Below are 22,442 nucleotides of genomic sequence, written 5' to 3' on the forward strand. Positions count from 1 at the left end.
CCGTGACCGCCGCGACGGACCCGCGGCCGTGCTACTTCGCGCGGTGCTACTTCGCGTGGTCGAAGTCGATCGCGCTGTACGCCCGCAGCTTGCTCAGCCGGTGCTCGGAGTCGATCCGGCGGACCGTGCCGGACTTGGAGCGCATCACGATCGAGTCGGTCGTCGCCGTCTCGGCGCGGTAGCGCACGCCGCGCATCAGCTCGCCGTCGGTGATGCCGGTGGCGACGAAGAAGACGTTCTCGCCGGAGACCAGGTCGTCCGTGGTCAGCACGCGGTCCAGGTCGTGCCCCGCGTCGAGCGCCCGCTGCCGCTCCTCGTCGTCCTTCGGCCACAGCTTGCCCTGGATCGTGCCGCCCAGGCACTTCACGGCGCAGGCCGAGATGATGCCCTCGGGCGTGCCGCCGATGCCGAGCAGCAGGTCGATGCCGGTGCCGTCGCGCAGCGCCAGGATCGAGCCGGCCACGTCGCCGTCGGAGATCAGCTTGATGCGGGCGCCCGTCTCCCGGATCTCCCTGATCATGCTCTCGTGCCGCGGCCGGTCCAGGATGACGACCGTGACGTCCTCCGGCGTGGACCGCTTGGCCTTGGCCACGCGCTTGATGTTCACGGACACCGGAGCGTTGATGTCGACGAAGTCGGCCGCCTCCGGCCCGGTGACCAGCTTGTCCATGTAGAACACGGCGGACGGGTCGAACATCGCGCCGCGCTCGGCGGCGGCGAGGACCGCGATCGCGTTCGGCATGCCCTTGGCGGTCAGGGTGGTGCCGTCGATCGGGTCGACGGCGATGTCGACCTCGGGCCCGGTGCCGTCGCCGACGTGCTCTCCGTTGAAGAGCATCGGGGCCTCGTCCTTCTCGCCCTCGCCGATGACGACGACGCCGTTCATCGACACGGTGGAGACGAGGGAGCGCATGGCGCGCACGGCGGCGCCGTCGGCGCCGTTCTTGTCACCGCGCCCGACCCAGCGGCCCGCGGCCATCGCCGCGGCCTCGGTCACCCGGACGAGTTCAAGGGCGATGTTGCGGTCGGGCGCCTCGGAGGGCACCTCGAGCTCTGAGGGCAGATGATGATGCTCGGTCATCGGAGCGCACCTTTCTGATACGACGACGGCCGGATGAGGGTGTTGGCCACGACTCTATCTCCGGACGGACAGAATGAGCAGGGGACCCCACGGATGAGCGGGCTGAGCACCTGCGACGATAGGGGGCGTGGCAGGTTCGAACGGCAAGCAGAAGACGGTCCGGGACATGATCCTCTCCCTGGGCCTGATCGGGATCGCGGCGGCGGTGATCTACCTCTTCGTCCCGCACGACACCAAGGCTCCCGACAGCCAGCGGGTCGACTACAGCATCGAGTTGACCACCGCACGCCGGGCGGCGTCGTACCCGGTGGCGGCCCCCGAGGGCCTGCCCGACACCTGGAAGGCCACCTCGGTCCGTTTCCGGGCCCATGAGAAGGAGCACTGGCACCTGGGTTTCCAGGATCCCGACGGTCAGTACGTGGCGGTCGAGCAGTCCGCGGAGAACCGCAAGGACTTCATCGACGCGGCCAGTGTCGGCGGGCACGTCACGAAGGTGACCGAGGAGATCGACGGCCGTACGTGGACGCGTTACACCGGCGGCCGCTACGACGCGCTCGTCCTGGAGGGCACCAAGGGCTCCACGACGGTGGTCGCAGGCACGGCGCCCTTCGACCGGCTGACGGCGATGGCCCGAGCCCTGAAGACCTCCTGACGGCCTGCCGCGGCCGCGGGGTGCCCATGAGCGGCCTGCCCCGGAGGTGGCTTCGGCGCCCTGACCAGCGGGTTCCGTTCCCCCGCCTTGACGGCGGGTTCTGTGGGACACCTGGACCCGAGCGCGGGCCCGGTCCGTGGGCTTCCCGGACCCGGCCGCGAACCCTGCCCTACCGGGGGGAGCCGTCCTTGGGCCCCTCCCCCTCCGTCTCCTCCGCGAGGGCCGCGTCCAGCCGGGCCCGTGCGCCCTCCAGCCAGTGGCGGCACACCTTGGCCAGTTCCTCGCCGCGCTCCCACAGGGCGAGGGACTCCTCCAGACTCGTACCGCCCGCCTCCAGGCGCCGGACGACCTCGATCAGCTCGTCCCGTGCCTGCTCGTAGCCGAGCGCCTCATCCGTCTTGCTGGTCATCCGCCCACCCTATGTGTCGACACGAACCGTGAACTCGCCCTCGGCGACCCGGGCCCGCAGGGCCTCGTCCGCCGTCACCTCTTCCGGGTCGCGGACCACGTGCCCGTCCGCCTTCTGGAGCACCGCGTAACCGCGCCGGAGGGTCGCGGCGGGGGAGAGGGCCACCACGCGCGCGTGCGTGTGCGTCAGCTCCGAGTCCGCGCGGTCCAGCAGATGCCGCAGGGTGCGCCGGCCGCGGTCGAGGACCGACGCGATGTGGTCCTCGCGCTCGTCGATCATGCGGTGCGGGTCCTCCATGCAGGGCCGGGCGAGCGCGTGGGCGAGCCCCCGCTCCTCCCGCTCGACGAGCGCCCGCACGCACCTGCGGGCCCGGTCCCGCAGCTGCCGTACCCGCTCGTACTCCTCGCCGACGTCCGGTACGACCTTCTTCGCGGCGTCGGTCGGGGTGGAGGCGCGCAGGTCGGCGACGTAGTCGAGCAGCGGCGTGTCCGGCTCGTGCCCGATCGCCGACACCACGGGCGTACGGCAGGAGGCGACCGCCCGCACGAGCTGCTCGTCGGAGAACGGCAGCAGGTCCTCCACGCTGCCGCCGCCGCGCGCCACGATGATCACGTCCACGTCGTCGATCGAGTCCAGCTCCTTGACGGCCTGCACGACCTGCGGGACGGCGTGCACGCCCTGTACGGGGACGTTGCGCACCTCGAAACGGACCGCGGGCCAGCGGTGCCGGGCGTTCTCCAGCACGTCCCGCTCCGCGGCGGACGCCCGGCCGCAGACCAGCCCGACGAGCTGCGGCAGGAAGGGCAGGGGCTTCTTCCGCCCGGCCGCGAACAGTCCCTCGGCCGCCAGGGTCTTCTTGAGCTGCTCCAGCCGGGCCAGCAGCTCACCGACGCCCACCGGCCTTATCTCGGCGGCCCGCAGCGAGAGCTGCCCGCGCGGCGCGTACCACTCCGGTTTGGCGTGCACCACCACCCGCGCGCCCTCGCCGACCACGTCCGCGATCGCGTCGAACACCTGGCGGTAGCAGGTCACGCTGACGGAGATGTCGTGCGACGGATCGCGCAGCGTCAGGAACACCACGCCCGCACCCGGGCGCCGCGACAACTGCGTGATCTGCCCCTCGACCCACACCGCGCCGAGCCGCTCGATCCACCCCCCGATCAACCGCGACACCTCACCGACGGGCAGGGGAGCTTCTGGGGACGTGGAAAGGGCCATGACCGCGAGAGTAACCGCCACCACCGACAACCCCCACCCCCTCGCCCACCTCCCATGGGGCGATCTTCGAGCCGCGGCGGCGGCCTTACGATGGGGGGCATGACTGCTTCGTCTGGCCGCCGTGTTCTGCTCGCCGCCCCCCGGGGCTACTGCGCGGGTGTGGACCGCGCCGTGATCGCCGTCGAGAAAGCCCTGGAGCAGTACGGGGCTCCGATCTATGTCCGGCACGAGATCGTCCACAACAAGTACGTCGTGCAGACCCTGGAGAAGAAGGGTGCCGTCTTCGTAGAGCAAACGGAGGAGGTGCCGCCGGGGAACATCGTGATGTTCTCGGCGCACGGCGTGGCTCCCACCGTCCACGAGGAGGCCGAGCGGGGCCGCCTGGCCACCATCGACGCCACCTGCCCCCTGGTGACCAAGGTCCACAAGGAGGCCGTCCGCTTCGCCAAGGAGGACTACGACATCCTCCTGATCGGGCACGAGGGCCACGAGGAGGTCATCGGCACCACCGGCGAGGCCCCCGAGCACATCCAGCTCGTCGACGGTCCCGAGGACGTCGCGAACGTCGAGGTCCGCGACCCCTCCCGGGTCGTGTGGCTGTCGCAGACCACGCTGTCGGTCGACGAGACTATGGAGACCGTCGACGCGCTCCAGGACAAGTTCCCGCAGTTGATCTCGCCGCCCAGCGACGACATCTGCTACGCCACGCAGAACCGTCAGCTCGCCGTGAAGCAGATGGGCGCCGACGCCGACCTGGTGATCGTCGTCGGCTCCCGCAACTCGTCCAACTCGAAGCGGCTGGTGGAGGTCGCCAAGCTCGCGGGCGCACGCCAGGCGTACCTCGTCGACTTCGCCGACGAGATCGACGAGAGCTGGCTGGAGGGCGTCTCCACGGTCGGCCTGACCTCGGGTGCCTCCGTGCCGGAGGTCCTGGTCGAGCAGGTGCTCGAATGGCTGGGGCAGCGCGGCTTCGAGGACGTGGAGATCGTCAAGGCGGCCGAGGAGTCCATCATCTTCTCCCTGCCCAAGGAACTCCGCCGGGACCTGCGCGAGGAGGCGGCCGCGCTGGTCGCCGAGCGCCAGGGGTCCGGTACGACCCGGCAGTGACGGTCCGTCGTACGCCGTAACGTGGGGCCATGCAGATCTTCGGCGTGGACATCGGCGGCTCCGGCATCAAGGGCGCCCCTGTGGACCTGGACAGGGGAGCCCTGGCCCAGGAGCGGCACAAGGTGCTGACTCCGCACCCGGCGACCCCCGGCACCGTCGCCGACGGGGTCAAAGAGGTGGTCGACCACTTCGGCTGGACCGGACCGGTCGGGCTGACGTTCCCGGGCGTCGTCACTGGCGGCGCCACGGTCCGTACGGCGGCCAACGTCGACAAGAGCTGGGTCGACACCGACGCGCGCGCGTTGTTCGGCGGCCGGCTGGGCGGTCTGCCGGTGACGGTGGTCAACGACGCGGACGCGGCGGGTGTCGCCGAGATGCACTTCGGCGCCGGCCGCGGCCGCAAGGGCACGGTGGTGCTGCTGACCTTCGGCACCGGCATCGGCAGCGCCGTCTTCGTCGACGGCGCCCTCGTCCCCAACACCGAGCTCGGGCATCTGGAGCTGAACGGCCACGAGGCGGAGAAGCGGGCGTCCAGCAAGGCCAAGGAGGACCACGACCTGAGCTGGGAGCGCTGGGCGCGCCGGGTCCGCAAGTACCTCGCCCATGTCGAGATGCTCTTCAGCCCCGAGCTGTTCATCGTCGGCGGCGGCGTCAGCCGGAAGTCCGAGAAGTTCCTGCCCCTCATCGAGGGCATCAAGGCGGAGATCGTCCCCGCCCAGCTGCAGAACGACGCGGGAATCGTCGGCGCGGCGATGCACGCGGCGGAACACGGCTGAGACGACTGGGGCCGCCGCGTCCGCCCGGGCCCCCGGGGCAGACCCGGCGTGTCAGGGCGGAGTGCGGGCGGCGGCCCCCGCCGGCGACGCCGCCTCGGTGCGGGCCGACGTAGGATCGCGCGTCCGGGCGCAGGCCGCCGGACGCGCTCCCGGGCGGCACCCGGCGTGCCCGTGCGGGGTACCGATACCTGCCCCGTACGGACGGCGCACCCGCTGCCTCAGCCCGCCATGTGCTTGCGCATCGCCCGTCTCCGTGCCGCCCGGACCACCCGCCGCGCCAGCGCCGTCACGCCCGCGATCAGCGTGCCCGCGTACAGCCAGGGGGCCTGGGTGGCGAGCGCGGCCACCAGGCTCATCAGCTTGCCGAGGAACCCCGCGTCCCCGTCGATCACCGGCAGCAGACCCACGGCGAACCCGATCGGCACCACGACGGGCGCGGTCAGCAGGTCGCCCTTGCGCACCCACAGCGCGGTCAGCGCGCACACCGGCAGGAACAGCACCCCGTAGACGGTGGAGCCGCCGCCGAGGAGCAGGTCGAGACCGCCCAGCAGGAACATGACGGCCCCGCAGAACAGCCCGGCGCCCAGACCGGTCAGCCGCGGACCGGACGGGCGCTGCGGCTCGGGCGCCGGGGCCGCCGCGGGAACGGCCGGACGCCGTGCCGCGGGAGGCCGCCGTGCCGGGGGCACCGGCGGCCTGTCTCGTCGCGGTCCGTGCTGCTGGTGTCGCGTCCTGTGCTGCTCCACTGGACCAACCTAGGTCTGCTTATGTGGCGAATAGCCCGCCAGACACGCCGGGTGTCGCAGCCTGGCCAAGCGTTCGAACCGTCGCGGGGGACCGGGTACGACACGCCGTAGACTGGTGGATCGGCCGCCTGGCCCACAGTCTCCTCACGTACGGGAAGTCGCAACGTGTCGCTCACGATCGGAATCGTCGGTCTGCCGAACGTCGGCAAGTCGACCCTGTTCAACGCCCTGACCAAGAACGACGTGCTCGCGGCCAACTACCCGTTCGCCACGATCGAGCCGAACGTCGGTGTGGTGGGCGTGCCGGACGGTCGTCTCGCCCAGCTCGCCTCGATCTTCAAGTCGGAGCGGATCCTCCCGGCCACCGTCGACTTCGTCGACATCGCCGGCATCGTGCGCGGCGCCAGCGAGGGCGAGGGCCTCGGCAACAAGTTCCTCGCGAACATCCGCGAGTCGGACGCGATCTGCCAGGTCATCCGCGCCTTCAAGGACGAGAACGTCGTCCACGTCGACGGCAAGGTCTCGCCGAAGGACGACATCGAGACGATCAACACCGAGCTGATCCTCGCCGACCTCCAGACCATCGAGAAGGTCCTGCCCCGGCTCCAGAAGGAGTCGCGGATCAAGAAGGACATCGCTCCCAAGGTCAAGGCGGTCGAGGAGGCCCAGGAGATCCTGGAGAAGGGCGACACGCTCTTCGCGCACGGCATCGTCCAGGGCAGCGAGCGCGCCGAGCTCCTGCACGACCTGCACCTGCTCACCACCAAGCCCTTCCTGTACGTCTTCAACGTCGACGAGGACGAGCTGGTCGACGAGGACTTCAAGAACGAGCAGCGCGCGCTGGTCGCCCCCGCCGAGGCGATCTTCCTCAACGCCAAGCTGGAGGCCGACCTCGCCGAGCTGGACGAGGACGAGGCTCTGGAGCTTCTCCAGTCCGTCGGTCAGGACGAGCCCGGCCTCGCCACTCTCGCCCACGTCGGCTTCCGCACGCTCGGCCTCCAGACCTACCTGACGGCCGGTCCCAAGGAGTCCCGCGCCTGGACCATCAAGAAGGGCGCCACCGCCCCCGAGGCCGCCGGTGTCATCCACACCGACTTCCAGAAGGGCTTCATCAAGGCGGAGGTCATCTCCTTCGAGGACCTCCTGGAGTCCGGCTCGGTCACCGAGGCCCGCGCCAAGGGCAAGGCCCGCATGGAGGGCAAGGACTACGTGATGCGCGACGGGGACGTGGTGGAGTTCCGCTTCAACGTGTAGCGGCTGATTCCTTGATCGGCTGACGTGGCTGGGCAGGGCATGAATCCCCAGGTCAGGGGCCAGATCTTCGGGTCTGGCCCCTTCCTTTTTTCCTGCGCATTCAGGCCGTTTCCGGGTCGTGTGCTGACTTGGTGCTGACCCAGGCTGCGGCTTACGGAGGCTCTGACCTGGAGCTCCGGAGGGGGACGGGAAGGCAGCCGAAGGGATTGCCCGGACGGAGCGACGGCGGACCGGTTTCCGGTTCTGGAAACCCGAACCTCTTGTTGCGCAGGCCGCCGACTGGGAACGATGAACGGGACACCGGAGCACGGGAACGAGGGGGCACCGTATGAGGCTGACGAAGCTGGCCGCGACCTGTGAGAACGGGGACTGTCCCACCCTGTACGCGACCGACAAGGGAACCCTGATCGTGCAGGGAGGCGTGCCGAGTGGACACGGCCTCGACGTGCCGGAGGACGAAGCACTGGTGGAAATCCCGATGGACCTCATCCGGAAGGCAATCCGTGATCAGCGCATCTAACGACCTGGCTGCCCGCTTCTCCACCTTCCAGGAGGAGGCGTTCCGGCTGGAGACCCTCGACGACTACAGCAACTCGGGAAACCCCGACGCCTTCCGCGCCTTCCTCGCGGGGGAGCCCAAGCCCGCGGACTACAACGCGGGCTGGTTGGAGACCGTGCGCAAGGCGACGGAGGGTGGAAAGCGCATGGTGCGCGTCCACGTCCTGTCCCGTCCGCTCACGCTGTACCTCCGCTATGAGCTGGGCTGGGGCTACCAGACGAACATGACGGCGGGCGAGGAGTTCCACATCCTCGACACGACCGACCGCCCGAATCCGCTGGAAGGTGTGCCCGACTTCTGGCTCTTCGATGGCCGCGAGCCCGTCGTGCTCAACTACGACGAGAACGGGGCGTTCACCGGGCCGACCTTCGTCCCGGCACAGGGGGCGTTGCCCACCGGCGAGGAGTTCGAGTACGCGACGTATCGAAGGGTCGCCCTGGCCATGTCGATGCCCTTCACCGAGTGGTGGGAGAAGCACGGAGCAGCGTGAATCAGGCAGAACTGGGCGCCGCGCTGCGGGCGCTGCGGCAGGCGTCCGGCAAGGAGGCCAAGGCCGTCGCCCGCAGCGCCGTCATGTCGACTGCCAAACTGTCGAAGATCGAGAACGGCCGTGTCGCCCCGGCGACGGCGGACGTGGAACGCATCCTCACGGCCTTGGACGTGTCCCCGGAGATCAAGGCCGAGTACCTCGCTGTAGCCCGTGCACAGGCCACCGAGGCGACTGCATGGCGACTCTTCCGGCGCATGGGCTATCACAAGAAGCAGGAGCAGATCAGGGCGCTGGAGTCCTCGATGACGCTCCTGCGCCTCTTCCAGCCGTCCCTGGTTCCCGGTCTGCTCCAGACGCCCGAGTACATCCGGGTTGTGCTGGAGCCGAAGGGCCTCACGGACGAGCAGCTCTCCCGTACGGTCTCTGCCCGGATCGAGCGGCAACGCGTCCTGTACGACACCGGAAAAGTGCTCCACTTCGTGGTGACGGAACCCGTCCTGCGCTGGCGTCTCCTCCCGCCCGCGATGATGGCGGGCCAGCTGGATCGCATCGTGTCGGTGTCCCGCCTACCGAACGTGGACGTACGCGTGGTTCCTCTCGACGCTCCGCAGCGCGACGTGCCCGGCCACTCCTTCGTCATCCGGGACGACCGCGTGGTGACGGTCGAGACGACACACGCCGAGGTGGTCGTCACCGACCCACGGGACGTCTCCCTGTACGTCGAGAAGTTCGACCGCTTCGCCTCCGTGTCTCTCGCCGGGGACGCAATGCGCGACCTGGTCGAGGGCATCCGGGACGCGTTCTTGCGCGAACGGGAAACGCCCTAGCTGCGACCCGACGGACCGACTCACGATGGCCTTCTCGACGAGATGCGGGGAGGCGTACGAGATGCACGGAGAACCGTCGACGCTGCCGGAGCCGGTGGCTTCTTCCCTACCGCCGGCACGGCCGGAACCCGTCCCGGGCTGCCGGGACTGCCTCGGCCTCGCGGTACAACGGGCCAACGCCGGGTCGGTCTGGGACTACTCCAAGGTGTCCGACATGAACGTGACCCTGCGCGCACACCTGCGGGACGCGCACGGGGGCGAGTAATGCCCCGCGCCGTGCTGCGGTACGTCACGCATCGGATCACCCAGCACCCAGACACCGATGTGACGTTCGAGGCTGAGTGCCTCCGCTGCGACTGGGCGGCGACGCCTTCCGAGGTCGGGGCGGCCGTGGACATCGAGTGCATGGGGCACACGGGACGCACCGGCCACGAGGGATTCAGGCGGGTGTGCACGTCGTTCGCTCTGGTGGTGCGGGCGGGGTGACGGCGACCCGAGCGTTCCTTGCTTCAGTTGCCGTCAGACGCGCTGGAGGCGACGCCGACGGCCCCCAGCACGCGACACAGACACGGGCCTCCGTATAGATCGAACAGGACGAAACCCATGGCGAAGCGTTCCGAGCCGAAGAAGATGAAGACCAAGGAGGAGTGGATCGAGCAACAGCTGGCCAATGCCCCGGAACCGACGGCCGAGGATGTCTGGTGGGTGCTCAACAGGTTCGGCTTCCCGACGGAACAGGTGGAGGCGGCCTACCAGGCGATGCTCCGGGAGAAGGAGGAACGCGCCGCAAGGCGCACAGCTGGAGCCCTGAGCTTCATCGCGGCTCCAAGGCTCCGCGCCACTCGGCGAGCCGGTCAGCCTGCCTAGCTCACGAGACGGGCTGTGTTCAGCTGAGCGGGGATGCGCAGGCCATGAACGGCCCGGCCGCCCGGCTCCATGATTCCCCCCTGGCGAGAGCTGCCGCGCCTTCCGTGCGCAGCGACGTGACCACGGGGGTCAGGAAGTCCGTACGCCAATGCTGCACGGCCTCCGGCTTCATGCCGCTCGCCTCGACCGAGGCCCCCACCCTGGCTTCGAGTACGGCCGCGCCCTGCGCCGCGTCGTCCCCGGTCCACTCGTCCACGTGCTCGGCCACCAGGGCCCACGTCAGCTTGATCATGCGCGGATCGTACGGACGGCGGCGGGCGGCGTGAAGAGCCAGAGGATGAGAGCGGGAGTGGGGGTACGACCCCCGAAGGGGCCCGTCGTCGGCCGCCGCGTCTTAGCAGCTCGGGTTCTGCCACGGTTCCAGGGGCGACGGGGCAGCTGTGGCGCTCCCTCCGGCGGCGATAGAAGCCGCAGGTCAGCGGCGATCCGACCGTTCTACAGGGCATCCGTTGGCACTGCACAGGAATGAGAAGCGCTCAGGCCGCGGCTTCGCCGGGGTCCTCGTCCTCGTCTTCCGAGGAGCCGCCCCGCTCGTAACCCGACACGTCGATCTCGCGGCCGTCTGCGAGCCGTCTCTTGTGCGGGGCGACGTTGTGCTTGGCGGGCGGGTTCCGCTGCTCCTTCTCCTCTGTAGAGTCGGCGGCCGACCCGGTGTCCTGGGGCTCCTCGGCGACGTTCTGTTCCTGGGCATGCCTAGCGGCCAGGACGGCGACGGCCAGGGCCGCGCTGCCGACCGTGCCGGCCACGGCGAGGATCTTCGGCTTGTGCTTGCTGACCCAGCCCTTCGCCTTGGCGAAAGAGGTGGGCTCGCCGTCCTCGGGGATGGGATCGCTGGGCGTGGAGTCAGTCACGCGCACAGATCTACCGGACCCGTCCCTCTCCTGTCAGGCAATCACACGACATCGTCCGATCAGGTTCCGTGGCGCTCGTACGTCTTCGAGTCTTCGCGAAGGTGCATCCTCTGGCCGCCGCAGCGGATTGCCGTCTTCGCTCTGTGGCCCGCCCGCCGGACGGCTCTGCTTGGCGTCGGCCGCGAGGTGCCTCTCTTCCCATAGAGGACAGCTCTGCCGCTTTCTCTACTACGCTTCCCGCGTGGACTCGGCTGCCGCTTGCGTGGAACTCGCATCGACGGCTGGAAACGGCCGCGCGACGTGCGTCACGCCGCAGGCATCAGGGTTGGCGGCCCGCGCGACCGCCATGACATACCGGGAAGAAGAGCCTTGGCCCTTAAGAAGACAGACCTCTACAGCTCGCTCTGGAAGAGCTGCGACGAGCTGCGCGGCGGGATGGACGCCGGCCAGTACAAGGACTACATCCTCACGCTGCTCTTCGTGAAGTACGTCTCCGACAAGGCCAAGGCCGACCCCGACAGTCTCATCGACGTCCCGCCCGGCGGCTCCTTCGACGACATGGTCGCCGCCAAGGGGGACAAGGAGATCGGCGACCGCTTCAACAAGATCGTCAGTCGTCTCGCCGAGGCGAACGACCTGCGCAACGTCATCGACCTTGCCGACTTCAACGATGAGGAGAAGCTCGGCAAGGGCAAGGAGATCCAGGACCGGCTCTCCAAGCTGGTCACGATCTTCAGTGACCTGGACTTCCGCGGCTCGCGCGCGGAGGGTGACGACCTTCTTGGTGACGCCTACGAGTACCTGATGCGCCACTTCGCCACGGAGTCCGGCAAGAGCAAGGGGCAGTTCTACACGCCCGCGGAGGTTTCGCGGGTTCTGGCCAAGGTGATCGGTATCACCAAGGACACTCGCCAGGACCAGACGGTCTACGACCCGACCTGTGGCTCAGGCTCGCTGCTTCTGAAGGTCGCTGCCGAGGCTCCGCGAGGCATCACGATCTACGGCCAGGAGAAGGACAACGCCACGTGGGCGTTGTCCAAGATGAACATGATCCTGCACGGGAACGAAGACGCAGAGATCCTCAAGGGCGACACGATCACGAGCCCTCAGTTCACCAACGGGAACGCACTCCAGACGTTCGACTTCGCCGTGGCCAACCCGCCGTTCTCGATCAAGTCCTGGAGCAACGGGCTGGAGCAGGAGTACGGCCGCTTCGAGTACGGTCGGCCGCCGGAGAAGAACGGCGACTACGCGTTCCTGCTGCACATCCTCAAGTCACTTAAGAGCACGGGCAAGGCGGCGGTCATCCTCCCGCACGGAGTGCTCTTCCGCGGTAACGCCGAAGCCGACATCCGCCAGCGCCTGCTGAAGCAGGGGTTCATCAAGGGCATCATCGGCCTGCCCGCGAACCTCTTCTACGGGACTGGCATCCCGGCCTGCATCATCGTTCTGGACAAGGAGAACGCCGTCGGCCGTACCGGCGTCTTCATGATCGACGCCTCCAAGGGCTTCATCAAGGACGGCAACAAGAACCGCCTCCGCAGCCAGGACATCCACAAGATTGTCGACGTCTTCACGCGACAGACCACGATCGACCGCTACTCGCGCATGGTTCCGCTGGCGGAGATCGCCGATCCGAAGAACGAATACAACCTCAACATCACTCGCTACATCGACTCCTCCGAGCCTGAGGACATCCAGGATCTCCACGCGCACCTGCACGGCGGCATCCCGAACCGCGATCTCGACGCGCTCAGCGGCTACTGGGATGCCTTCCCGCACTTGCGAGACCAGCTGTTCCGGCTGAACCGTCCTGGCTACAGTGACCTGACCATTGACGTCAGCCAGGTTCAACAGGCGATCCTTGATTCGCCCGAGTTCCAGAAGTTCATGCAAGAGGCCCGGGATATTACTACGAAGTGGTTCGCCGCCCATCGCAAGAGGCTCGAAGGGATCGACGAGACCACTCGGCCAAATGACCTGATCGCCGTTCTCGGCGACGACCTACTGGCCCGATTCAAACCAGTTCCTTTGCTGGACGAGTACGACGTCTACGAACAGCTCATGACGTACTGGCACGACGTCATGCACGATGACGTCTTCATGGTCATGAACGACGGCTGGCTCGAATCCGCTAAGCCGCGCAAGATCGTGGTGGACAAGGACCGAAAGCTCTCCGAGATCCCCGACCTCGTGGTGGGTACGGGCCGCAGTGCCGAGAAGTACAAGATGGATCTCCTCCCGCCGAATCTGATCGTTGAGCGTTACTTCGCCCAGGAACGCGCTGAGGTCGACGAGCTCATGTCGGTATCGCAGGAAGCGAGTCGCCTGGTCGAAGAGTACGTCGAGGAGCATGCCGTTGAGGGCGGGCTCCTGGCGGAAGCGATGGACGACGAAAAGATCAACAAGGCACTCGCTTCGACCCGCCTAAAGAAGGCGCGACACGAGGGTACGGACGCTGACGAGGTGGCAGCCCTGTCGCATCTGATCAAGCTGTACAACGAGGAGGCGGTGGCCAAGAAGGCAGCCAAGGAGGCATCGGCGGCGCTCGCGCTCATGACGCTGAAGAAGTACGAAGACCTCTCGGAGTGCGAGGTATGGACGCTCGTCCTGGATAGTAAGTGGGGGGCGACAGTCATGGAACGCGTCAGCTCTGAGGTTGAGGCGCTGACACTGGCACTTGTGGCCCGAATCCAGGAGCTTGGCGAGCGCTATGGCGTACCCGTCGCCGAGCTCACTGCGGAGCTGCAGCGCATCGAGTCCATCGTGGCTGATCACCTTGCTGCCATGGGGGTCAAGTGAGTATGCCGGACGACGTCCCCACGGCCTGGAATCGCGTGCGGCTCCTAGACCTGGTCTCCATCCGTAATGGGCAGGTCGACCCTCGTAACGAGCGATACCGGAATCTTCCTCTGATTGCCCCAGACCATATTGCTCCGCGCTCGGGGCGTCTCCTGGCGAAGTCGTCGGCTGCGGATCAGGGGGCGATCAGCGGAAAGTACATTGTCGAGCCAGGGGACGTGGTGTACAGCAAGATCCGTCCCTACCTGCAGAAGGCGCACCTGTGCAAGTTCCGGGCTCTATGCAGTGCGGACATGTACCCGCTCACCCCTAAACCAGGAGTCAGTGGCTCATTTATTCTGCATACGATGCTCGGGAAGAAGTTCACGGACTTCGCGACTAGTGTTTCGGCCCGCAGTGGAATTCCTAAGATCAACCGTGCTGAAATCGCCGAGTTCAATCTCGTGGTTCCGTCACCGTCCGAGCAGGAGGCGATCGGCCAGGTCCTAGACGATGCGGATCGGCTGATTGCCGCCCTGGAGCGCTTGATTGCTAAGAAGCGGGCAGTCAAGCAAGGGCTTATGCAGCAGCTCCTCATGGGCCAGAACCGGCTTCCCGGTCACTCCGGGGAATGGAGCACTGGCCCGCTCAAAGACTTCCTGCCCCTGCAGCGAGGCTTCGACCTGCCGACCTCCCGGGTTGTGAACGGCCCATACCCCGTCGTGTACTCCAACGGGATTGCTCGGCACCACGCGAAAGCCATGGCTAAAGGACCTGGTGTCGTTACTGGGCGCTCTGGGACGATCGGCAAGGTGCATTTTGTTGAGGGCGACTACTGGCCCCACAACACTTCGCTCTGGGTGACGAGTTTCGCGCGAGTAGACGCGAAGTTCGCCTTCTACTTCCTGGCGTATCTCGGCCTAGAACGCTTCGCTAGCGGGTCCGGAGTGCCCACCTTCAACCGGAACGACGCGCATTCCTTCGAGATCACCGTGCCGACGGATCGTGCTGAGCAGAAGGCGATTGCCGACGTCTTGTCCGCTGTTGACTGCGAGCTGGAAGGGCTGCGACGGCAGCTGGATCAGGCTTCTTCGATCAAGGCCGGAATGATGCAGCAGCTCCTCACTGGACGCAAGCGCCTGACCGGCGATGGGGGGGCAGCGGAATGAGCGATGTCGGGCAAATCGAGCGCGAGGCTCAGAACCGGGTCGTGCGGCTGTTCAAAGAGCAGTTGCACTACCGCTATCTCGGTAGCTGGGAGCGCCGCGCAGGTAACTCGAACATCGAGGTTGAACTGCTGGAGCAGAACCTCTGCGCCCGCGGCTACGAACGAGCTCTCGTTAACAAGGCGATCGACCAGCTGAAGAAGGCCGCCGCGCTCGGTAGCGGTCGTGATCTGTACGAGGCGAACCGCGCCGTCTATGAGTTGCTCCGCTACGGGGTCAAGGTCAAGCCGGGAGCCGGCGAGCAGTACGAGACGGTCTGGCTCATTGACTGGAGCGACTCGCAGGCCAATGACTTCGTAGTCGTCGAAGAGGTGACGATTGTCGGGAAGCAGACGAAGCGACCCGACATCGTGCTCTACATCAACGGCCTGGCCCTGGTAACTCTGGAACTCAAGCGCTCTCGGATCGCCGTGAGCGAGGGCATCCGGCAGACCATCGGGAATCAGAAGACCGGGTTCATCCGGTCGTTCTTCTCCACCGTCCAGCTCGTGCTCGCCGGCAACGACGTGGAGGGCCTGCGCTACGGCGTCATCGACACGCCTGAGAAGTACTGGTTGCAGTGGAAGGAGCCCTCCCCCGTCGAGGAACCGTTGGACCGTGCGTTGCTCCAGATGTGCGGTAAGGAGCGACTGCTTGAGTTGATCCATGACTTCACCGTCTTCGACTCCGGTGTCCGTAAGGCGTGCCGTCACAACCAGTACTTCGGCGTCAAGGCCGCGCAGGAACGTATCGGTCGTCGCGAGGGCGGCATCATCTGGCACACCCAGGGTTCGGGGAAGTCGCTCACGATGGTGTGGCTGGCGAAGTGGATCCGGGAGCACCAAGACGACGCCCGAGTCCTGCTGATCACCGATCGCACCGAGCTGGACGAGCAGATCGAGAAGGTCTTCAACGGCGTCAACGAGCAGATCTATCGCACCAGTAGTGGCGTGGACCTCCTCGGCACTCTGAACAAGTCTGCCGAGTGGCTCATCTGCTCTCTCGTGCACAAGTTCGGTAGCTCGGCGGATGGTAAGGACGGATCCAAGGCCGACAACGAGTTCATCAAGGAGCTCAAGGCCAGGATCCCCAAGGGCTTCAAGGCCAAGGGCAACCTCTTCGTCTTCGTCGACGAGGCCCACCGCACTCAGTCCGGCAAGATGCACGACGCGATGAAGGACCTGCTGCCGGGCGCCATGTTCATCGGGTTCACGGGGACACCGCTGCTCAAGGCGGACAAGGCCACCAGTATGGAGAAATTTGGGTCGTTCATCCACGCCTACAAGTTCGACGAGGCCGTCGAGGACGGCGTCGTGCTCGACCTCTGCTACGAAGCCCGCTCCATCGACCAGCACTTGACATCGCCAGCGCAGGTGGACAGGTGGTTCGAGGCCAAGACCCGGGGCATGACCGACCTGTCGAAGGCGGAGCTGAAGAAGCGCTGGGGCACGATGCAGAAGGTCGTCTCCTCCGAGCCTCGGGCGAAGCAGATCGTGCAGGACATCCTGCTCGACATGGAGACCAAGCCCCGCCTGATGGACGGGCGCGGTAACGCCATGCTCGTGGGCGAGAGCATCTACCAGGCATGCAAGTTCTACGAGCTGTTCTGCAACGCGGGCTTCCGAGGGAAGTGCGCCATCGTCACAAGTTACGCCCCGAGTCCCGGAGATATCTCCAAGGAGGACTCCGGCGCAGGCCAGACGGAGAAGCTGCGTCAGTACGACATCTATCGAAGGATGCTCGCCGACCACTTCGGAGAGTCCGAAGACGCTGCCATGACGAAGGTTGACGAGTTCGAGAAAGAGGTCAAGCGACAGTTTGTCGAGGAGCCTGGCCGGATGCGCCTGCTCATCGTGGTCGACAAGCTTCTGACCGGGTTCGATGCGCCGAGCGCCACGTACCTCTACATCGACAAGAAGATGAGCGATCACGGCCTGTTCCAGGCGATCTGCCGGGTCAACCGACTCGACGGAGACGACAAGGAGTTCGGCTGCATCGTCGACTACCGCGACCTGTTCAACTCCCTACAGGACGCCATCACCGACTACACGTCCGGGGCACTCGACGGGTACGAACCACAAGACATCGAGGGCCTGCTGACTGACCGGATCGAGAAGGGGCGAGAGGCTCTCGACGAAGCGCTGGAACGAATCCGTGCGCTCTGCGAGGTGGTTGCGCAGCCCCGGAACACGCTCCAGTACCAGCAGTACTTCTGTGCGGCTGATCCCGGCAACGCCGAGCAGCTCAAGGCCAACGAGCCCAAGCGTGTCGAGCTCTACAAGGCCGTTGCCGCGGTCACGCGGGCCTTCGCCAACCTGGCCAACGACATGGAAGCCGCCGGATACACCAGCCAGGAGGCCGAGGACATCCGCGCTGAGATCCGGCATTACACGGATGTCCGCGACGAGGTGAAGCTCGGAGCCGGCGAGGACGTTGACTTCAAGCAGTACGAGGCCGGTATGCGGTTCCTTCTGGACACCTACATCCAGGCGGACGCGTCCGAGACCGTGTCCGACTTCGAGGACACCGGCCTCGTTCAACTCATCGTCGAACTGGGAGCCGGGGCCCTCGACAAGCTGCCGAAGGGAATCAAGAGCAGCCCTGAAGCCGTCGCCGAGACGGTCGCCAACAACATGCGCAAGCTGATCATTGAAGAGCATGCGACGAATCCGAAGTACTTCGACAAGATGTCGGAGCTGCTCGACGCCATAATCGAGAAGCGGCGCCAGGGCGCGATCGAGTACCAGGACTACCTCGCCAAACTGCTGGAGACTGCCGCGCAGCTCGGTAGGGGAGAGTCCGACGACACGTACAAGTACCCCGCCTGGGCCAACAACGGGGCGAAGCGGGCCTTGGTCGACTTCTTCCTCCCTGATGAGCGACTGGCTGTCGAGGTCGACACCGCGGTGCTCCACTCGAAGCCGCATGCATGGGTGGGTAACCCGTTAAGGGAGCGGAAGGTTCGGAACGCGCTGAAGCGAGCGCTGCCCGACGATTTCGGTCGGCTTGATGAGCTCCTTGAACTGGTGAAGGCAAGGCATGAGTACCACTAGCGCCCGTCTCGCGGTCCGGGGCATTGACGTCCACGTGGTCTACAAGGACATCAAGAACCTGCACATCGGTGTGTACCCCCCCATAGGGCGCGTTCGGGTGGCCGCGCCTCAGCAGCTGGATGACGATCAGGTTCGCCTGGCCGTCATCCAGCGGTTGCCGTGGATCAAGCGTCAGCAGGATCAACTGCGCTCGGCGGAGCGTCAGTCAGTGCGCCAGATGGTCAGCGGAGAGTCCCACTACGTGTGGGGTGTGCGACGACGCCTGAAGGTCATCGAGCGGCCCGGACGCCCGCATGTAGAACTCGACGGCGACCGAATGGTGCTCTACGTGCCGAGCGGGACGAGTGAGGAGCGCCGTCGCGACCTGCTCGACCGGTGGTGTCGTGAGCAACTCCGTCAGGCGATCCCTGCGCTCATCGAGCGCTGGGAGACCAAGCTCGGGATTTCGGTGCCGTGGTGGGGTATCCGCCGGATGAAGACCAAGTGGGGCTCCTGCAACCGGGAGACCCGCCGCCTGTGGTTCAACTCCGAACTGGCCAAGAAGCATCCAGAGTGCCTTGAGTACGTCGTCGTTCACGAGATGGTCCATTATCTCGAACGGGGACACGGCCAGCGCTTCGCCCAGCTGATGGATGGCTTCCTGCCGGACTGGCGTAGTCGCCGTGATCGCCTGAATGACGCACCGCTCTCTGACGAGCTATGGACGGGGCGTTGAGTGCAGCGAGGACTACTTGTGTCCGACGCGGCCTTCTCCACGGCAACAGCCCCATGTCTGCCCTGAAGCCCGTAGGGACAGTGGACGCATTTCCGTTGCTCGAAAATATCGAGTGACGTTTATCAGCTATGCGAGTTAAAAATGGGGGAGGCGTCCAGCTTCCCCTCAGTCCCATCAGATGACGATGACGCGGAAGGTGCTGACCCCATGGCGAAGCTTCGGTTGACCGTAGGGCGGGGGCACGTCGAGGAGCTGGCACGCCTGCGCCATCCCGTCGGAGCCGTCGAGGAGCTGATCTGGAACTCTCTCGACGCGGACGCCGAGACTGTCACCGTCGTGCTTGAGCGCAACGACTTCGGTGGAGTCGACCGGGTCGCCGTGATCGACGACGGCACTGGTATCGCGGCGGAGAAGTGCGGCGACTACTTCGAGCAGATCGGTACGTCCTGGAAGAAGCGCACGCAGGTCAGCGAGGTCAAGAAGCGCGTGCTGCACGGGAAGAACGGGCGAGGCCGAGTCCGGGCCTTCGCGCTCGGCAGCGAGGTGCGCTGGACCAGCGTGAGCGGAATGCAGGGGATCCGCCGTCGTGTGGTCATCGAGTCCGATCGCGGCTCCATGGACGAGTTCGACGTCAGCGATCCCGAGCCGACGGCCGACGTGACGGGGACGATCTTCGAGGCGTTCGGTGGGGAAGACCTCCAGAAGCTGACCGAGGACGCCGCCCGTACGGCGCTGACTGCCGCCTTCGCGCTCCATTTGGAGGCGTACCCGGACATCTGCATCACCTACGACGGGACGCGGCTGGACCCGGCGTCTGAGCAGGTTCACGTCGAGACGTACGAGGTGGCGGCTCCGCCGGACAGTTCTCACCCGTCGGCCCAGTTGAAGATCATCGAATGGTCGCGTCCGTACTCCCGGGCTTTGTTCCTCTGCGACGGCCGAGGTATGTCCTTGGCGCAGCTGAAGCCGGAGATCCAGGCTCCGGGCTTCCACTTCACGGCGTACCTGTCCTGGTCGGGGTTCGAGGATGATTCGGTCGGCGACCTCGCCTTCGCCGATTGGACACCGGAGGGGCCCGCTGCCGAGGTGCTGGCCGAAGCCCGAGAGCGTATGCGTGAGCACTTCCGTTCCCGAGCCGATGAGCGCCGTCGTGAGCTCGTCGACTCGTGGCGTGCGGAAGGCTTCTACCCGTATGCAGGCGAGCCCGCCAACGACCAGGAGCGCGCGGAGCGCGAGACCTTTGACGCCGTGGCGACCGCGGTCGTCCGGCACTTGCCGGCGAGCAAGAGGGCCCAGAAGGTGTCCTTCGCGCTTCTGCGCTCCGTCTTGACCCACGAACCGGGCGAAGTGCTGCGCATCGCCGAGGAGCTATTCGCGCTTTCCAAGCAGGAGCAGACGGAACTCAGTCGGCTGCTGGATCGTACGCCACTGTCCGCCCTGATCAAGGCGTCGACCGCGACAACCGGACGCCTCGATTTCCTGTCTGCCCTGGAGCACCTCGTCTTCGACCCCGTGGCCAAGGGGCGGGTCAAGGAACGCACGGAGCTGCACCGGATCCTGGAGAACGAGTGCTGGATCTTCGGCGAGGAGTACGGACTGCACGTCAGCGACCGCAGTCTGAACGAGGTACTGAGACAGCACTGTCGTCTTCTCGATCGGGACACACCTGCACCGGCCCCCGTTCTGAGGGAGGACGGGAGTCGGGGGATCGTCGACCTGATGCTGTCCCGTGCTGCCCGGCAGCGGAAAGGGGAGCGTCACCACCTCGTGATCGAACTCAAGAGGTCGAGTGTCACCCTCGGCATGTCCGAGTTCACGCAGATCAACAGCTATGCGCAAGCGGTTATGAACGACGACCGGTTCCGGGACCCCAAGGTGACCTGGGACTTCTGGCTCGTCGGCAATGCCATGGACGACGGTCTTCGCCAACTTGCCCACCAGCAGGACCGGATGCCTGGATGTGCTGTCAACCAGCCCACGTACCGGATCTGGGTACGCACCTGGGGCGAGATCATCGAGGACGCGCAGGAGCGGCTTCGCTTCTACAGCGAGCAGCTTGAGTATCAGTCGTCGACCGAGCACGCCATGGACTATCTGATCAGGGAACACACTGACGCGGTCATGGATCTGGTGGGCGACGGTACGGTGCCCGCGGCCAGGGCGGGGGACAGCGGAACGATCGGAGCTGCCGCCACCTCGTGAGGCCCCATCCCTACGGCGGTGAAGGGCAACGGCGGAACGGCATGGGTAGGGAGCAACGGCGTCAGAAACTGGACGTGAGCCTCACCGACTCCTGACGAGTGGGCCGCATCCGCGGCCCCGAGGAAGGCAGCGGTGAGAGCAAGTACGCAAGTCGAGCCTCGTAAGTCGTCTACGTGAAGAACGGCCGATAGGCCGCTTCCTGGTTGGGCTTCTTCACGGCTTCACGTACTTGCTCTTCGCCGCTGCACAGGCTTACGGCTTCGCCGCTGGACGCAATCGCGTACTTGCGTAAGTCGTTTTGCTCGTTCAACAGCTCCTTCGGGGAGCCGCTGCCTTTGCCTGGCGGGCTTCGAGGCCTCGGGCTTTCGTAGTCCCCCAGTGGCCTGCGTGCTGGTCGGCCACAGGCCGCCAGTGTCCAGAGATCCTGACGTACTTATGTAAGTAGAAGGAGGAGCGAGGCTTGCCGAGCGGAGCGAGGTAGCTGGTGGTGGTGACACTTCCTGTAAGGGGGCTGCATCACCACCACCACGGATCAGGCGGGCTCGGAGCGCCTCCGGGTCCAGCGCCCGTCGACGTACTCCAGGGCATCCCTGAGCTTGGGGCGAATGGTCTCCACGCTCTTGCCGACCGTCGGGGCGTACCGCTGGGCGAGCGGCCTGTAGTTCGTCTCCTCCGGCTGCTCCTCGATGATCCGCGCTGCGAGCACTTCGTCCCAGGGCTTCGCCTTCGGCATGTCGACGGCCTTGATCTGGGGCCTCGCCCGCTCCCAGACGGGGACCTCGCTGGTCGCGCTGGCCCGGTGCACGGTGACGTCGAGGTTGAGGTCTTCCCGGGCGCGATTCATCTTGACTTCGATGCGCCGCCCGCGCTTGCCGGAGTTCCTCAAGGTGATGATGCCGCGAGCGCCGGCCGCGATCGCCCGTCCGCCGATGGGCGAGGATGCGACGCTCATTCCCTCCGCCGTTCCCTTCGGGGTGTGCGTCACCACCAGAACGGGGATGCCCATGTCCGTGATCGGACGCAAGCTGTGCCCGAACCGTTGCGCTGTCACCGGGGATGAGATGTCCTCACCCGGTGCGAGCGCGCCGAGCATGTTGTCCAGGACGAACAGGCCCGGCCTGATGTCCGCGAGGTCTTCGTAGATGCCCTTCCAGTAGCCGGAGTCCCCCGCGTCCCGGACGGGGAAGATGGTCACAGAGTCGTCCGGTACGGCACCGTCCAGCCGCTCCTTCAATTCCTCCGCCGCGCCGTCGTCGGTCAGGCCGTAGACGATGTGGTCGATGCTTCGATGTACCGGCAGGCCGAGGAACGTCGGCTCGCCGTTGAGCAGGGCTATGCCCATGCCCGCGCTGAGCAGTGTCTTGCCCGCCTTGGGCTCGCCCGCCAGCAATGTTGTCCGGGTGGTGAGGAGGTCGCCGATCAGGAACGCGTCCTCGTACGGGACCCGCTCGATCTCGTGGAGCTGCCGCCCCTTGTCCTTGATGGCTCCCACCGTGCGTGGCCGTCCTTCCTTTGAGCGGAGCGGCACAGGTGTGCGCCGCTGTCTCCCGCCGGGTGGCGGGATCATGTGACCTCCATTCGGTCGGGTA

22 protein-coding genes are annotated in these 22,442 nt (G+C 66.3%); 14 read left to right on the forward strand and 8 right to left on the reverse strand.

The genetic code is table 11. The features are described from left to right. Positions 1–46: 46 nt before the first annotated feature. Positions 47–1,081: a class II fructose-bisphosphatase gene (gene glpX, locus CG719_RS30515; RefSeq protein WP_100571959.1), complete on the reverse strand. Its 1,035-nt coding sequence runs from the start codon at positions 1,079–1,081 to the stop codon at positions 47–49. 127 nt (positions 1,082–1,208) lie between these two features. Here glpX and CG719_RS30520 point away from each other — a divergent pair, with 127 nt between their 5' ends. Next, positions 1,209–1,733, forward strand: coding sequence for a DUF4245 domain-containing protein (locus CG719_RS30520; protein WP_100571960.1), 525 nt, complete (start codon positions 1,209–1,211; stop codon positions 1,731–1,733). 169 nt (positions 1,734–1,902) lie between these two features. Here CG719_RS30520 and CG719_RS30525 read toward each other — a convergent pair whose 3' ends face one another. Together CG719_RS30525 and xseA are read right to left on the reverse strand one after the other, a co-directional pair. Further along, positions 1,903–2,142 (reverse strand): exodeoxyribonuclease VII small subunit, encoded by a 240-nt coding sequence (locus CG719_RS30525; RefSeq protein WP_100571961.1) that lies wholly within the window; start codon positions 2,140–2,142, stop codon positions 1,903–1,905. 9 nt (positions 2,143–2,151) lie between these two features. Next, positions 2,152–3,360: an exodeoxyribonuclease VII large subunit gene (xseA, locus tag CG719_RS30530; protein WP_100571962.1), complete on the reverse strand. Its 1,209-nt coding sequence runs from the start codon at positions 3,358–3,360 to the stop codon at positions 2,152–2,154. Positions 3,361–3,450: 90 nt separating this feature from the next. On the opposite strand from xseA, the gene CG719_RS30535 reads away from it, so the two are divergent. Both CG719_RS30535 and ppgK read left to right on the forward strand, forming a co-directional pair. Continuing rightward, on the forward strand, positions 3,451–4,467 hold the full coding sequence (locus CG719_RS30535; protein WP_100571963.1) for a 4-hydroxy-3-methylbut-2-enyl diphosphate reductase: 1,017 nt from the start codon (positions 3,451–3,453) through the stop codon (positions 4,465–4,467). Between the two features lie 29 nt (positions 4,468–4,496). Further along, on the forward strand, positions 4,497–5,243 hold the full coding sequence (gene ppgK, locus CG719_RS30540) for a polyphosphate--glucose phosphotransferase (RefSeq protein ID WP_100571964.1): 747 nt from the start codon (positions 4,497–4,499) through the stop codon (positions 5,241–5,243). 218 nt (positions 5,244–5,461) lie between these two features. On the opposite strand, the gene CG719_RS30545 is transcribed toward ppgK, so the two are convergent. Beyond that, the gene (locus tag CG719_RS30545; protein WP_100571965.1) at positions 5,462–5,932 is read right to left on the reverse strand and encodes a DUF6542 domain-containing protein; all 471 of its coding nucleotides are present in this window, start codon (positions 5,930–5,932) and stop codon (positions 5,462–5,464) included. A 222-nt stretch (positions 5,933–6,154) separates the two neighbouring features. Here CG719_RS30545 and ychF point away from each other — a divergent pair, with 222 nt between their 5' ends. The 6 genes from ychF to CG719_RS30580 all read left to right on the forward strand — a co-directional run bounded on the left by ychF (position 6,155) and on the right by CG719_RS30580 (position 9,986). Further along, positions 6,155–7,243 (forward strand): redox-regulated ATPase YchF, encoded by a 1,089-nt coding sequence (gene ychF / locus CG719_RS30550; protein ID WP_100571966.1) that lies wholly within the window; start codon positions 6,155–6,157, stop codon positions 7,241–7,243. A 328-nt stretch (positions 7,244–7,571) separates the two neighbouring features. Next, entirely contained in the window at positions 7,572–7,763 is a 192-nt protein-coding gene (locus tag CG719_RS30555; protein WP_100571967.1) for a hypothetical protein, read from the forward strand. Further along, a complete protein-coding gene (locus CG719_RS30560; protein ID WP_100571968.1) occupies positions 7,747–8,292 on the forward strand; it encodes a DUF6879 family protein in 546 nt (181 codons plus the stop codon). Before CG719_RS30555 ends, CG719_RS30560 begins: the two co-directional genes overlap by 17 nt. Continuing rightward, positions 8,289–9,119, forward strand: a complete 831-nt coding sequence (locus tag CG719_RS30565) for a helix-turn-helix domain-containing protein (protein ID WP_100571969.1) — start codon at positions 8,289–8,291, stop codon at positions 9,117–9,119. The genes CG719_RS30560 and CG719_RS30565 overlap by 4 nt, the downstream gene beginning before the upstream one ends. 264 nt (positions 9,120–9,383) lie before the next feature. Further along, positions 9,384–9,605, forward strand: coding sequence for a DUF7848 domain-containing protein (locus CG719_RS37610; RefSeq protein WP_100571970.1), 222 nt, complete (start codon positions 9,384–9,386; stop codon positions 9,603–9,605). A gap of 117 nt (positions 9,606–9,722) precedes the next feature. Continuing rightward, positions 9,723–9,986 carry a hypothetical protein gene (locus CG719_RS30580; RefSeq protein WP_100571971.1) on the forward strand — a complete coding sequence of 88 codons (264 nt, stop codon included), beginning with the start codon at positions 9,723–9,725 and terminating at the stop codon, positions 9,984–9,986. A gap of 19 nt (positions 9,987–10,005) precedes the next feature. Here the strand turns inward: CG719_RS30580 and CG719_RS30585 are convergent, their stop codons facing one another. Together CG719_RS30585 and CG719_RS30590 are read right to left on the reverse strand one after the other, a co-directional pair. Further along, positions 10,006–10,278 (reverse strand): hypothetical protein, encoded by a 273-nt coding sequence (locus tag CG719_RS30585; RefSeq protein WP_100571972.1) that lies wholly within the window; start codon positions 10,276–10,278, stop codon positions 10,006–10,008. Between the two features lie 244 nt (positions 10,279–10,522). After that, positions 10,523–10,897, reverse strand: a complete 375-nt coding sequence (locus tag CG719_RS30590; protein WP_159024985.1) for a hypothetical protein — start codon at positions 10,895–10,897, stop codon at positions 10,523–10,525. A 258-nt stretch (positions 10,898–11,155) separates the two neighbouring features. Between CG719_RS30590 and CG719_RS30595 the strand changes: the two genes are divergently transcribed. From CG719_RS30595 to CG719_RS30615, 5 genes are all read left to right on the forward strand, one after another. Further along, positions 11,156–13,699, forward strand: coding sequence for a type I restriction-modification system subunit M (locus tag CG719_RS30595; RefSeq protein WP_234375834.1), 2,544 nt, complete (start codon positions 11,156–11,158; stop codon positions 13,697–13,699). A gap of 2 nt (positions 13,700–13,701) precedes the next feature. Then, positions 13,702–14,847, forward strand: a complete 1,146-nt coding sequence (locus CG719_RS30600; RefSeq protein ID WP_100571975.1) for a restriction endonuclease subunit S — start codon at positions 13,702–13,704, stop codon at positions 14,845–14,847. Further along, positions 14,844–17,936 carry a type I restriction endonuclease subunit R gene (locus CG719_RS30605; RefSeq protein WP_100571976.1) on the forward strand — a complete coding sequence of 1,031 codons (3,093 nt, stop codon included), beginning with the start codon at positions 14,844–14,846 and terminating at the stop codon, positions 17,934–17,936. The genes CG719_RS30600 and CG719_RS30605 overlap by 4 nt, the downstream gene beginning before the upstream one ends. 34 nt (positions 17,937–17,970) lie before the next feature. Further along, on the forward strand, positions 17,971–18,651 hold the full coding sequence (locus CG719_RS30610; protein WP_234375835.1) for a M48 family metallopeptidase: 681 nt from the start codon (positions 17,971–17,973) through the stop codon (positions 18,649–18,651). Positions 18,652–18,792: 141 nt separating this feature from the next. Then, positions 18,793–20,853: an ATP-binding protein gene (locus CG719_RS30615; RefSeq protein ID WP_234375836.1), complete on the forward strand. Its 2,061-nt coding sequence runs from the start codon at positions 18,793–18,795 to the stop codon at positions 20,851–20,853. 169 nt (positions 20,854–21,022) lie between these two features. Here the strand turns inward: CG719_RS30615 and CG719_RS35560 are convergent, their stop codons facing one another. Together CG719_RS35560 and CG719_RS30620 are read right to left on the reverse strand one after the other, a co-directional pair. Next, the gene (locus CG719_RS35560) at positions 21,023–21,163 is read right to left on the reverse strand and encodes a hypothetical protein (RefSeq protein ID WP_159024986.1); all 141 of its coding nucleotides are present in this window, start codon (positions 21,161–21,163) and stop codon (positions 21,023–21,025) included. 222 nt (positions 21,164–21,385) lie between these two features. Next, positions 21,386–22,345, reverse strand: a complete 960-nt coding sequence (locus CG719_RS30620) for an AAA family ATPase (RefSeq protein WP_100571979.1) — start codon at positions 22,343–22,345, stop codon at positions 21,386–21,388. Positions 22,346–22,442: the final 97 nt, after the last annotated feature.

Origin of the sequence: Streptomyces sp. CB01373 (assembly GCF_002803075.1) — a bacterium.
In the GTDB taxonomy this organism is placed as follows: Bacteria; Actinomycetota; Actinomycetes; order Streptomycetales; family Streptomycetaceae; genus Streptomyces.